Annotated in this window: 10 protein-coding genes; 8 read left to right on the forward strand and 2 right to left on the reverse strand. The window is 68.6% G+C overall.

Annotated elements, in window-relative coordinates; translation table 11 throughout:
• Positions 1 to 66: 66 nt before the first annotated feature.
• Positions 67 to 843, reverse strand: coding sequence for an IclR family transcriptional regulator domain-containing protein (locus AC3WR5_RS20910; protein WP_492486849.1), 777 nt, complete (start codon positions 841 to 843; stop codon positions 67 to 69).
• Between the two features lie 312 nt (positions 844 to 1155).
• Between AC3WR5_RS20910 and AC3WR5_RS20915 the strand changes: the two genes are divergently transcribed.
• From AC3WR5_RS20915 to AC3WR5_RS20950, 8 genes are all read left to right on the forward strand, one after another.
• Positions 1156 to 2061, forward strand: a complete 906-nt coding sequence (locus tag AC3WR5_RS20915; protein ID WP_492486851.1) for a response regulator — start codon at positions 1156 to 1158, stop codon at positions 2059 to 2061.
• The gene (locus AC3WR5_RS20920; RefSeq protein WP_492486853.1) at positions 2058 to 4694 is read left to right on the forward strand and encodes an ATP-binding protein; all 2637 of its coding nucleotides are present in this window, start codon (positions 2058 to 2060) and stop codon (positions 4692 to 4694) included. The genes AC3WR5_RS20915 and AC3WR5_RS20920 overlap by 4 nt, the downstream gene beginning before the upstream one ends.
• Positions 4695 to 4815: 121 nt before the next feature.
• Positions 4816 to 6099 carry an ABC transporter substrate-binding protein gene (locus AC3WR5_RS20925; protein WP_492486854.1) on the forward strand — a complete coding sequence of 428 codons (1284 nt, stop codon included), beginning with the start codon at positions 4816 to 4818 and terminating at the stop codon, positions 6097 to 6099.
• A gap of 19 nt (positions 6100 to 6118) precedes the next feature.
• A complete protein-coding gene (locus AC3WR5_RS20930; protein ID WP_492486856.1) occupies positions 6119 to 7072 on the forward strand; it encodes a carbohydrate ABC transporter permease in 954 nt (317 codons plus the stop codon).
• On the forward strand, positions 7069 to 7926 hold the full coding sequence (locus AC3WR5_RS20935) for a carbohydrate ABC transporter permease (protein ID WP_492486858.1): 858 nt from the start codon (positions 7069 to 7071) through the stop codon (positions 7924 to 7926). Before AC3WR5_RS20930 ends, AC3WR5_RS20935 begins: the two co-directional genes overlap by 4 nt.
• 24 nt (positions 7927 to 7950) lie before the next feature.
• Positions 7951 to 9714, forward strand: coding sequence for an alpha-glucosidase (locus AC3WR5_RS20940; protein ID WP_492486859.1), 1764 nt, complete (start codon positions 7951 to 7953; stop codon positions 9712 to 9714).
• A complete protein-coding gene (locus tag AC3WR5_RS20945; RefSeq protein ID WP_492486861.1) occupies positions 9642 to 10784 on the forward strand; it encodes an ABC transporter ATP-binding protein in 1143 nt (380 codons plus the stop codon). The genes AC3WR5_RS20940 and AC3WR5_RS20945 overlap by 73 nt, the downstream gene beginning before the upstream one ends.
• A 177-nt stretch (positions 10785 to 10961) precedes the next feature.
• Positions 10962 to 12053 carry an IS5 family transposase gene (locus AC3WR5_RS20950; protein ID WP_492486862.1) on the forward strand — a complete coding sequence of 364 codons (1092 nt, stop codon included), beginning with the start codon at positions 10962 to 10964 and terminating at the stop codon, positions 12051 to 12053.
• Here the strand turns inward: AC3WR5_RS20950 and AC3WR5_RS20955 are convergent.
• Positions 11959 to 12183 (reverse strand): helix-turn-helix domain-containing protein, encoded by a 225-nt coding sequence (locus tag AC3WR5_RS20955; protein ID WP_492486863.1) that lies wholly within the window; start codon positions 12181 to 12183, stop codon positions 11959 to 11961. The two genes, AC3WR5_RS20950 and AC3WR5_RS20955, sit on opposite strands and share 95 nt — an antisense overlap.
• Positions 12184 to 12313 lie beyond the last annotated feature (130 nt).

The following is a 12313-nucleotide window of genomic DNA, read 5'->3' on the forward strand; positions in this document are numbered from 1 at the left end:
CCTGGCAATGGTGGCGGGAACAGCAGAAGCAGTGCGTTCGACAGCGCCCGCCGCGCCATCGTCGACTCAGATCAGCGATTGCAACTGCGCCTGCAGTTGCAGCAGCAAGGGCAGGCCACGCTCGGCCAGCTCGTCCATGCGCATGCGCGAGGCATGTGCGCTGAGGTTGGCCGAGGCCACGACCTCGCCCTTGAAGTTGCGCAGCGGCACGGCCACGGTGCGCAAGCCCAGCTCGAATTCCTGGTCCACCAGCGCATGGCCGCGCGCCCGCACCCGCTGCACCTCGGCGCGCAGCGCGTCGTGGTCCACCAGCGTGTGCGTCGTGCGGGCGGGCAAGGTCTGGCGGCGCAGCCAGGCGTCCAGCGCCTCGGGCGACAGCGCGGCCAGCAGCACCCGGCCATTGGCCGTGCAGTAGGCCGGCACGCGGGTGCCCGGCTGCAGCGTGCTGGAGGTCAGCCGGCCTGAGCTTGCGGCGGCGACCGAAATCACGTCGTCACCTTCCAGCACCCCCGCCGACGAGGACTCCTGCAGCGCTGCGGCAATCGCCTGCAGTTGCGGCTGAAGCAGACGTGGCAGGCGCGACGAGTGCATGAACGATTGCGCCAGCCGCAGCACCTTGACACTCAGCGCGAAGGTCTTGCCGTCGTGCTTCACATAGCCCATCTCGGCCAGCGTCAGCAGGTAGCGGCGGGCCGCAGCGCGGCTCAGGTCGGCCCGGCGGGCGACCTCGGCAATCGTCAGCTGCGGCCGGTCCTGGTCGAACACCTCGATCACGCGCAGCCCTTGCTGCAGGCTGGTGACGATGTCGGCAGTGCCGCGAGATTCGGTGGGAGGCAATGCCATGCCGGGCTCCATCAACGGCCGAACGCTGGCCAGCCCGGAGGCGGGCAGCAGCGCAAGGTCGGCAAGGCGGTTCGGCAGGGCGGGTCCCATGCGCCGGAGTCTGGGCCGGTGAGGGTCGCAGTAGGGAGGTAATGTGCGCTGTGCGCCCACTTTCCGTCAGATTGGGCGAATTGAAGCTGTGGAAAACCCGGAGACCCTGTCCCTGCGCCCGCCTCGGGGCTGTTTTGCCGTCCTTCGCATGTTTCATTTGTGAATGCAGAATCGACACGCACGACATCCAGGCCGCGACCCAGCCCAGGCAAGCTGCGAAGCTTGCCTGCATTGCAGGCCCGGCCCGAAGAGGCCGGCGTGACAGGCAACAAACGAGACAGCGCGCCGCAGCTGCCGCCAGGCGCGACAGGAGACGACAAGATGATGGCAAGTCCGCCCACCGCGGCGCTGGCCGAGTTCCCCGCGGGCGCGCTGTCGCTGGGCGAAACGCCGCCGCCCCGCGTGCTGGTCGTCGACGACGACGCCGACATGCGCCAGATGCTGGACGATGTGCTGCACCGCAGCGGCTTCGAGGTCGACTGCGTCGACGGCGCCGCGCAAATGCGCGAAGCCATGGCCAGGCACCGCCACGACCTGGTGCTGATGGACCTGCGCCTGCGCAACGAAGACGGCCTGGTGCTGGCCCGGCAGCTGCGCCAGGTCTCGCGCGTGCCCATCGTGATGATCAGCGGCAGCAGCGACGAGACCGACCGCGTGCTGCTGCTCGAACTCGCGGCCGACGACTTCCTGATCAAGCCCTTTGGCATGCGCGAACTGGTGGCGCGCGTGCGCGCGGTGCTGCGGCGCTACGAGCAGGCCGGCGCACCGGCCGTCGCTGCACCGGCACAGGTCCAGGCACCGTCCAACAGCCCGCGCTTGGCTTTTGGCGACTGGGTGCTGGACCTGGGCCGGCGCGAGTTGCGCAGCCGCGCTGGCGAGTTGTGCGCGCTCACGCAGGGCGAGTACCGCCTGCTCGAAACCCTGGCCAGGCAACCGCAGCGCCTGTGGTCGCGCGACGAGTTGCTGGAACAGACCCGCAGCGCCGACACCGAGGTCTACGACCGCACCATCGACGTGCTGATCCTGCGCCTGCGCCGCAAGATCGAACCCAACCCGCGCCACCCGCAGTTCATCTGCACCGAGCGTGGATTGGGTTACCTCTTTCAAGCGCCGGTGACGCCGCTGTGAGCGAAGCGGCGCCGCGGCTGGGCGACCGGGTCCGCACGCGGCTGCTGGCGGCCCTGGTCGCGCTGCTGGCCGCCGCCATCGTGCTGGCCTCGCTGGGCTGGTACGGCATGCGCAGCGCGCAGCGGGCGCTGGTCGGCTTCCAGGGCGAGCTGCTGCCCAACGTGACGCAGGCGCTGGAACTGGCCCAGCGCACAGCGCGGCTGGCCGCGATCGCGCCCAACGTTGGCGAGTCCCGCACCGCTGCCAACCTGGCCGAGAACTCCGCTGCGGTGGACGCACTGCTCGCCGAAGTGCGCCGCCGCGTCGACACGCTGAGCAACGAAGGCGCGCTGGGCCCGGCGCTGCGCACCGTGCTGATCGACCTGACGCGCGACATGGGCCAGCTCGCCGAGCTGACCGGCCAGCGGCAGCAGGTCGAGGCGCAGCTGAAGCTGCAGGTGGCCGAGCTGGACCGCCTGGGGGAGCAGTTGCCCGCGGCCGGCAACGGCCCGGGTGCTGCAGGCGCCAACGCGGTGACCGCGCTGTGGGCCACGCTGGTGACCAGCGCGGGCGGCGGCGACGCCGCGAAGATCGGCAAGCTGCAGGCCGACGCCGAGGCGCTGTGGATCGCCGCGCGCCGCGAGCAGGCCGCGGGCCTGGCCAAGCCATTGCCGGCCGCGCTGGAACGCAGCCTGCTGGACCTGGCCTTCGGCCCGCAGAACCTGCTGGCGCTGCGCCGCTACCAGCTGATGCTGGAAGGCCGCATCGCCTACCTGGTGGTGCTCACGCGTGGCAACGCGGATCAACTCAGCAGCAAGGTCGACGAGTACGTGGACAGCCTGCGCAGCCAGGCGGCCGAGCGCCGCAGCCAGGTGCAGCAGGCCATCCGCTCCGGCGAGGCCGCGCTGCTGCTGCTGGCACTCGGCAGCGTGCTGATCGCCGCGCTGGCTATGCGCCATGTGCGCCGCTTCATCTCGCAGGTCGAGACCATCACGCAGGCCATGACACGCCTGGTCGGCGGCGACACCGCGCCGCTGGCCCAGCGCACGGCCACCATCACCTTGCGGCGCGACGAACTCGGCGCGCTGGCCCGCAGCTTCGAGGTCTTCCGCGATGCGCTGCTGGCCAAGCAGACGCTGGTGCGCGACCTGCGGGCGCAGGGTGCGCTGCTGGCCGCCGTGCACCAGAGCATGACGGACGCGCTGGCGGTGTTCGGCCGAGGCGGCGAGCTGCGCCTGTGGAACACCGGCCTGGCCGAGCTGTTCAGCCCGTTTGGCGTGACGCTGCATCCCGGCCAGCGCGCCCACGCGCTGATGCAGGCGCTGCCGGCCGATGCGGTCTGGAGCGTGCCGGGGCAGAGCGGCAATCCCGGTGACACGGCCGACCTGCTGCAGGCCCACCACATCGAGCTGCAATTGCCCGATGGCCGCCTGTTCGACCTTCGCAGCCAGGCCATGCCCGACGGCGGCACCGTCACGCTGGTAACCGACCTGACGCTGCGGCGCGCCATCCAGCGCCAGGAGCAGCACACCCAGCGCCTGGAAGTGCTGGGCCAGCTCACGGGCGGCGTGGCGCACGATTTCAACAACTACCTCGGCACCATCATCGGCAACCTGGACCTGCTGGAGGCCGAGGCCACGCTGTCGCCAGAGGCCAGGCCGCGGCTGCAGCGGGCCTTGCGCGCAGCCGCCAGCGCAGCCGGACTCACACGCCGCCTGCTGGCCTTTGCGCGCCGCCAGCCGCTGGCGGCAGAGTGGGTGCCCATCGACGCGATGATCGACGAGATGCGCGACCTGATCGAGTTCAGCGCCGGCCCGCAAACCCGGCTGCGGCTGGACCTGCAGGCGCCCGAGGCCCAGCTCTTCGTCGACCGCGGCCACCTCGAAAACGCGATGCTGAACCTGGTGCTCAACAGCGCCGCGGCCATGCCCGAAGGTGGTGAGCTGTGCATTGCCACGCAGCGCCTGTCGGCCGGCGCAGACGGCAGTGGCGAGACGCTGCAGATCCGCGTGGCCGACACCGGCAGCGGCATTGCCGAGCATCTGCTGGGCAAGGTCTTCGAACCGTTTTTCACGACCAAGGCGCCGGGCGAGGGCAGCGGGCTGGGGCTGAGCATCGTCTACGGTTTCGTGCGCCAGTCCGGTGGCGAGGTGGATGTGACGAGCCGGGCAGGCGAGGGCACTTGCTTCACGCTGCGCTTCCCGTGCGCCGCGGGCGCCGGCCCGGCGCTGTTGCCCGGCCCGGCGCAGGCGGCCAACGCCGCTCCGGGCGGCGAGCTTCAAGGCCTGTCGGTGCTGGTGGTGGACGACGACGCCGCCTTCCGCGAAACCGTTGTCGACATGCTGCGCAGCGCCGGCGCGCAGGTGCAGGCGGTGGCCGACGGGCCTGCGGCCTTGCGCGCGGCAGACGAGTCGCCGCTGCCCGACGTGGTGCTGACCGACGTCTGTCTGGGCGGCAGCATGGACGGCGTGCAGGTCGCCAACGCGCTGCGCCGCCGCCACCCCGAGCTGCGCCTGTGCCTGATGTCCGGCCTGGCCTTCGAGGCCGTGCTGCCGCGGCTGGACGCGCCCGAGGACGTGGGCCTGCTTCCGAAGCCGTTCGAGCGCGGCGCGCTCACCGCATTGCTCGCCGAGCCGGCGCCCGCGCCGCACTGAAACAAATGCAATCCGCCGTTCACCTGCGGCGAGTCTGATGCGTTCCGGGCCGATCCACGTGCCCCGCCTGAGGTGGTCATGAGCACATGCCCCCAGGACGCATCCCGACAGGAGACAAGACATGAAGCCATTCCCACGCGCGGCCGCTGCAGCCGCCTTCGCCCTCGTCGCCAGCCTGGCCACTGCGCAAGCACAGGCCGCGTCGATCAAGATTTCTTGCGGCGCCATCGGCTATGAGCTGGAACTCTGCAAGAGCGCGGCTGATGCCTGGGCCAAGAAGACCGGTAACGAGGTGCAGGTGGTTGCCACGCCGGCCGACTCGAACGAGCGCCTGGCGCTGTACCAGCAGATCCTCGGCTCGCAGTCCGACAAGATCGACATCTTTCAGATCGACGTGGTCTGGCCCGGCCTGCTGGGCACGCATCTGATCGACCTGACGCCGTATGCCAAGGGCACGCAGTCGCAGCACTTCGAGAGCATCGTCGCCAACAACACCGTGGGCGGCAAGCTGGTCGCCATGCCCTGGTTCACCGACGCCGGCCTGCTGTACTACCGCAAGGACTTGCTGGAGAAATACAAGCAGCCGCTGCCCGTCACCTGGGACGACCTGGCCAAGTCCGCCAAGCTGATCCAGGAAGGCGAGCGCAAGGCCGGCAACGACCGCATGTGGGGCTATGTCTGGCAGGGCCGCGCCTACGAAGGCCTGAGCTGCAATGCGCTGGAATGGCTGGTCAGCTTTGGTGGCGGCAGCGTGGTCGAGCCCAGCGGCAAGATCAGCGTCAACAACCCGCAGGCCGCCGAAGCGCTGCAGACGGCCGCCAGCTGGGTCGGCACCATCTCGCCATCGGCCGTGCTGAACTACGCCGAGGAAGAATCGCGTGGCGTGTTCCAGGCCGGCAATGCCGTCTACATGCGCAACTGGCCGTATGCCTGGGCGCTCTCGCAGGCGGCGGACAGCACGATCAAGGGCAAGGTCGGCATCACCGTGCTGCCCAAGGGCAATGGCGCCAACGGCCGCAGCGCCGCGGCGCTGGGCGGGCACCAGCTGGCGGTCTCGAAGTACAGCAAGAACCCGGCGATTGCCGCGGACCTGGTGATGTACATGACCAGCGCCGAGGTGCAGAAGGAACGCGCGATCAAGGGCTCGTTCAACCCGACCATGCCGGCCCTCTACAAGGACCCGGAAGTCCTGAAGGCCAACCCCTTCATGGGCGAGCTCTACGGCACTTTCGCCAGCGCCGCCGCGCGCCCGGCCACCGTCACCGGTTCGCACTACAACCAGGTCAGCAACGCCTTCTGGAACAGCGCGCACGAAGTGCTGGCCGGCCAGGCCAAGGCCACCGCCGCACTGCCGCAGCTGGAGACCTCTCTGGGCCGCACCAGCCGCGGCGGCAAGTGGAACTGAAGCTGTGACGGAGCTCGCGGTGAAAGCCCAAGCTGCCGCCACCGCGGCGCCGGCCGCCCGGCCCGCCGTGCACGGCGGCGGCATTGCCCGCCACCGCAGCCGCTGGGCCTGGGCGCTGCTCGCGCCCATGCTCCTGCTGCTGCTGGTGATTGCCGGCTGGCCGCTGGCGCGCACGCTGTGGTTCAGCCTGACGGACGCGCAGCTCTCGCAGCTGGGCAACTGGCACTTCATCGGGCTGGACAACTACCTCGGCGAATACGGCGTGCTGATGGACGCCGGCTGGTGGCAGTCGGTCTTCACCACGCTGCGCTTCGCGCTGCTGTCGGTCTCCATCGAGACCGTGCTGGGCCTGGGCGTGGCGCTGCTGATCAACCACCCCTCGCGCCTGCGCACAGGGCTGCGCGCCGCAATGCTGCTGCCCTGGGCCATTCCCACCGTGGTCTCGGCCAAGATGTGGAGCTGGATGCTGCACGACCAATTCGGCATCCTGAACCACTACATGGTGGCGCTGGGCATCCTCAGTGCGCCGCTGGCCTGGACGGCGGACCCGAACCTCTCGCTGTTCGCCATCGTGCTGGTGGACGTGTGGAAGACCACGCCCTTCATGGCGCTGCTCACGCTGGCCGCGCTGCAGATGGTGCCGGCCGACTGCTACGAAGCGGCGCGGGTGGACGGCGTGAAGCCGCTGGCGGTGTTCTGGCACATCACGCTGCCGCTGATCCTGCCCGGCCTGGCCGTGGCGATGATCTTCCGCATGCTGGACGCGCTGCGCGTGTTCGACGTGATCTACGTGATGACCTCCAACGCCCGCGAGACCAAGAGCATGTCGGTCTACGTGCGCGAGCAGCTGATCGACTTCCAGCAGGTCGGCGTCGGCTCGGCCGCGGCCATGCTGCTGTTCTTCACCATCGCGGTGGTCACCATCACCTATGCGGTGGCCATGCGCAGCCGCGTCGAAAAGGCATCCGCATGAGCACCACCGCTGCATTGCAGGCGCCACGGCGCATCGGCCTCGGCACCATCGGCTACTGGCTGCTGGCGGCGGTCTTCACCGTGTACTCGGTGTTCCCGTTCGTCTATGCCATCTCCACCTCACTCAAGCGCGGCAGCGAGATGTTTGAGCCGCGGCTCATTCCGCCAGCGCCCACGCTGTTCAACTACGTCACCGTCTTCCGCGACCAGCCGTTTGCCCACAACCTGCTGAACTCGCTGCTGGTGGCCGGCGGCGTGGTGCTGCTGTCCATGCTGGTCAGCCTGCCGGCCGCCTGGGCGCTGGGCCGGGTGGAGTTCCGCGGCCGCGGGCTTTTGCTGCTGAGCATCCTGTCGGCCTCGATGTTCCCGCAGGTCGCCGTGCTCTCGGGCATGTTCGAGCTGGTGCGCTGGTTTGGCCTGTACGACAGCCTGGGCGCCTTGCTGTTTGCCGACCTGATGCTCACGCTGCCCTTCACCGTCTGGGTGCTGGTGACCTTCATGAAGCAGCTGCCCAAGGAGCTGGAAGAGGCGGCCATCATGGACGGCGTGGGCCCCATCGGCACCATCTTCCGCATCTTCCTGCCGGTGCTTTGGCCGGCCCTGGTCTCCACCGGGCTGCTGGCCTTCATTGCCGCGTGGAACGAGTTCCTGTTCGCGCTCACCTTCACCATTTCCACCGAGCAACGCACCGTGCCGGTGGCCATTGCCTTCATCAGCGGCGCTGGCGGCCACGAGCTGCCCTGGGGCCCGATCATGGCCGCCTCGGTGATGGTCACGCTGCCGCTGATCCTGCTCGTCATGTACTTCCAGCGGCTCATCGTCGCCGGTCTCACCGCTGGCGCGGTCAAAGGCTGAACCCAACCCTTCACTTCACTCACCATGCAGCAACCCAGTACCGACCCCGCCTGGTGGCGCGGCGGCGCGCTCTACCAGGTCTATCCGCGCAGCTTCCAGGACAGCAACGGCGACGGCATCGGCGACCTGCCGGGCGTCACCCAGCGCCTGCCCTACATCGCCTCGCTGGGCGTCGAAGGCCTGTGGATCTCGCCGTTCTTCAAGTCGCCGATGCGCGACTTCGGCTATGACGTGAGCGACTATTGCGACGTCGACCCGATCTTCGGCACGCTGGCCGATTTCGATACGCTGGTCACCGAGGCCCATGCCTTGAACCTGCGTGTGCTGATTGACCTGGTCATCAGCCACACCTCGGCCGAGCACCCGTGGTTCCAGCAAAGCCGCGTCAGCCGCGACAACCCCAAGGCCGACTGGTACGTCTGGGCCGACCCGCAGCCCGATGGCTCGCCGCCCAACAACTGGCTGTCCATCTTCGGCGGCAGCGCCTGGCAATGGGAGTCGCGCCGCAAGCAGTACTACCTGCACAACTTCCTCGCCAGCCAGTCGGATCTGAACTTCCACAACGAAGAGGTACAGCAATCGGTGCTGGACGTGGCCGAGTTCTGGCTGCAGCGCGGCGTGGACGGCTTCCGCCTGGACACCGTCAACTTCTATGTGCACGACAAGCAGCTGCGCTCCAACCCGCCGCAGCCCGATGGCCACTACGCCGTGGGCGTGCCGCACTGCAACCCGTATGCGCTGCAGCAGCACATGTATGACAAAAGCCAGCCCGAGAACCTGCCCTTCCTGGAGCGCCTGCGTGCGCTGATGGACCGCTACCCCGGCACCACCAGCATCGGCGAGATCGGCGACGACCATCAGTACGAGCGCCTGGCCGAATACACGCGCGGCCGGCGTCTGCACATGGCCTACACCTTCAACCTGCTGGGCCACCCCTGCTCGCCGGCCTTCATCCACAGCACGCTGCAGGAGTTCGTCGCCAGCACCGAAGGCGCCTGGGCCTGCTGGAGCCTGAACAACCACGACGTGGACCGCGTCGTCACCCGCTGGCAGCAGCTGGGCGAGGCCAGCCGCATCGCGCCGGTGCTGCTGGGCCTGCTGGCCTCGCTGCGCGGCACGCCCTGCCTGTACCAGGGCGAGGAACTCGGGCTTGCCCAGGCCGAGCTGCCGTTCTCGGCCATCCAGGACCCGTATGGCAAGGAAATGTGGCCGGACTTCCCCGGTCGCGACGGTTGCCGCACCCCCATGCCCTGGCAGGCCGCCGCGCCGCACGCCGGCTTCAGCACAGCCACGCCCTGGCTGCCGGTCGCCCAGCCGCACCTCTCGCATGCGGTGGACCGCCAGGAAGGCGACGACCAGTCGCTGCTGGCCCTGTACCGCCGCTTCCTGCACTGGCGCCGCGGCAACCCGCTGCTGCGCAGTGGCGAGATGGCGCTGCTGCCGGCGCACGAACAAGTGGTGGCGTTTGTGCGCCATGCCGAAGGCGAGCCGCCGATGCTGGCCGCCGAGGGCGACGCACCAAAGCACCTGGTCTGCGTCTTCAACCTCTCGCCACTGCCGGCCCGCTACGAGCTGCCCGCCGGTTCAGCGGTGATCCCCGTCCACGGCCACGGCTTCATTGGCAGCCACGAGCCGCAAGTCATCCTGCTGCCACCGCACCAGGCCTTTTTCGGCCACTTGGTCTCACAAAGCCAGTTGGCAAGGAGCGCGTCCTCATGTCCCGCATCGAACTGCGAAACGTCGCCAAGCGATTTGGGTCTGTCTCCATCTTTCATGCCATCGACCTGAGCATCGCGCCAGGCGAGTTCGTCGTCTTCATCGGCCCCTCGGGCTGCGGCAAGTCCACGCTGCTGCGGCTCATTGCCGGGCTGGAAGACGCGAGCGACGGCGAGATCGAGATCGACGGCCGCATCGTCAACGCGCTGCCGCCCGCCAAGCGCGACGTGGCGATGGTCTTCCAGAGCTATGCGCTGTACCCGCACATGAGCGTGTACCAGAACATGGCCTTCGGCCTGCAGCAGCAGAAGCTGCCCAAGGCCGAGGTGGAAGCGCGCGTGAAAGAGGCTTCGCGCATCCTGCAGCTGGACGAACTGCTGGACCGCAAGCCCAAGCAGCTCTCCGGCGGCCAGCGGCAGCGCGTGGCCATTGGCCGCGCCATCGTGCGCAAGCCAAAGGTGTTCCTCTTTGACGAACCGCTGTCCAACCTGGACGCCGCGCTGCGCGTCAACACCCGCGTGGAGATCGCCAAGCTGCACCGCCAGATCGGCTCGGCCAGCATGATCTACGTCACCCACGACCAGGTCGAAGCCATGACCCTGGCCGACAAGATCGTGCTGCTCACGCCCGGCGCCGGCGCCCGTGGTGAGCCCGGCATCGCCCAGGTCGGCTCCCCGCTCACGCTCTACCACCACCCCGCCAACCGCTTCGTCGCCGGCTTCATCGGCTCACCCGCGATGAACTTCGTGGACGCCAGCGTGGCGGCGGCGGACGCCGAGCGCGTGCTGCTGGACTGCGCCGGCCAGTCGCAACTCGCGTGCGTGGATGGCCGCGGCATGCAACCCGGCCAACGCGCCACGCTGGGCATCCGCCCCGAGCACCTGCTGGCCCAGCGCGAAGCCCCAGGCCAGGACACCGGCTGGCCCGCCCAGGTCCAGCACGTCGAACACCTGGGCGAACACGGCTACGTGCACGCCAAGCTGCGCGACGGCAACGCCACCCTCATCGCCAAGGTCCACGACGAGAACTTCCAGGTGGGCGAGATGCTGCGGCTGGTCGGGCCGCCGGAAAGCGTGCATGTGTTTCGGGAGGATGGGACGGGGTTGGCGAGGCGGTTGGTGGCGGGGGCAGCGAGCGCCTGATCGACCCCAGGGATCACGAAGCCGCTGAGCATTGATGGCCGTTGTCAGCTTCGTTGCGGGCCATCGGAGGGCTCGTCTACATTCTGATCTCCAGCCACTTTGCCGGGTTCTTAAGGGCACTTCTAGAAACCGCCCCAGCTGACCCGTGAGTGGTCCCAGATGCGGCAACATGGCGGAATGATCACGCCGCGCATCAAGCCCTCGGGCTTCGTCCCCGAGCAAGCCCCCGACGGCATGTTCCTGGTGCGCCATCGCAAGGCCAAGCTCGAAGGCTACGTGCAGACGCTGGCGGCGATGGACCAGCTGATCGACTTCTCCGCGATGGCTGCGGCCGTGGATTGGGCTTGCCCGCGAGCCGACCGCAGCAAAGGCGGCCGCCCGCCCTATGCCACCGAGGTGCTGGTGCGCATGGTGTTCCTGCAGGGGCTGTACAACCTCTCGGACGAGCAGTGCGAGCATCAGGTGCTCGACCGTCTGAGCTTCCAGCGCTTTTGCCGACTCGACGGCGCGCTGCACATCCCGGACGCACGCACGCTGTGGACCTTCCGGCAGCGACTGGCGCAGGGCGGCCTGGGTGGCAAGGCCATCTTTGAGACGCTGAGCCAGCAACTGCAGCAGCACGGCTTCATCCCGCGCGGCGGGCAGATCGTGGACGGCAGCATCGCGCAGGCGCCTGTCACGCAAGCCAACGCCAAGGAGCGCGAGACGCTCAACCGAGGCGATGCCCCTGAAGGCTGGAGCGCCAAGCGCCTGGCCCACACCGATCGCGAAGCCCGCTGGACGAAGAAGCACGGCAAGGCCTTCTATGGCTACAAGCTTCATGGCAACGTGGACGCGCGCTACAAGCTCATCCGCGAGCTGAAGGTCACGGCGGCCAACGCCGACGACGGGCAGCAGCTGCCACATGTGCTGCCACCGGCCAACACGCGAGACCAATTGCTGGCCGACCGGGGCTACGACAGCCATGCCAACCGGCAGGTGCTGCAAGTCCGCGGACTGCAAGACGGCATTGCCCGCCGAGCCAAGCCCGGACAGACCGCCAAGACAAGGCTGAATCCAGGCAACAAGACCATCAACAAGACCCGGGCGCGGGTAGAGCATGTCTTCGCCAGCCTGGCGCAGCAAGGTGGCAAGTGCGTGCGGGTGATGACCCTGGCCCGCAACGCGCTGGCCATCACGCTGCAGCGCGTCGCCCTCGCGAGCGTGCTTGCGCCACGCCGGCTCGGTAAGTGCTGGCCAATGCTGTGGGCAAGACCTTGCTGCGGCTGATCTCACGGCTGATGGTCGAGCAGCTGAAGGACAACTGCCGAGCGATGGCCGCTGCGCTGCGCGGCACCTGCATCAAGGCCTGGATCGACATCCGGTCGGCCTCGTTCACGTGCGAGTAGTGGGTTCCCATTTGGGCGACACCTTACAGGTTGCGGTGTGTCGCACTTCAAACTTGAGCCGGCCTACCGTCCTGAAGAAGCTCGCCCTCAACTATCTCTCACCCGTTAAAGCTCCCACGAATCGGCAGGCGAACCGCCCTG

Source organism: Ideonella sp. FW305-24 (assembly GCF_058788035.1).

Bases quoted from the DNA above. Each gene is read 5' to 3' on its own strand.
- AC3WR5_RS20925 (WP_492486854.1), top strand. From the start codon at position 4,816: ATGAAGCCATTCCCACGCGCGGCCGCTGCAGCCGCCTTCGCCCTCGTC.
- AC3WR5_RS20945 (WP_492486861.1), top strand. From the start codon at position 9,642: ATGTCCCGCATCGAACTGCGAAACGTCGCCAAGCGATTTGGGTCTGTC.
- AC3WR5_RS20950 (WP_492486862.1), top strand. From the start codon at position 10,962: ATGATCACGCCGCGCATCAAGCCCTCGGGCTTCGTCCCCGAGCAAGCC.
- AC3WR5_RS20955 (WP_492486863.1), bottom strand. From the start codon at position 12,183: ATGGGAACCCACTACTCGCACGTGAACGAGGCCGACCGGATGTCGATC.
- AC3WR5_RS20940 (WP_492486859.1), top strand. From the start codon at position 7,951: ATGCAGCAACCCAGTACCGACCCCGCCTGGTGGCGCGGCGGCGCGCTC.
- AC3WR5_RS20910 (WP_492486849.1), bottom strand. From the start codon at position 843: ATGGCATTGCCTCCCACCGAATCTCGCGGCACTGCCGACATCGTCACC.
- AC3WR5_RS20935 (WP_492486858.1), top strand. From the start codon at position 7,069: ATGAGCACCACCGCTGCATTGCAGGCGCCACGGCGCATCGGCCTCGGC.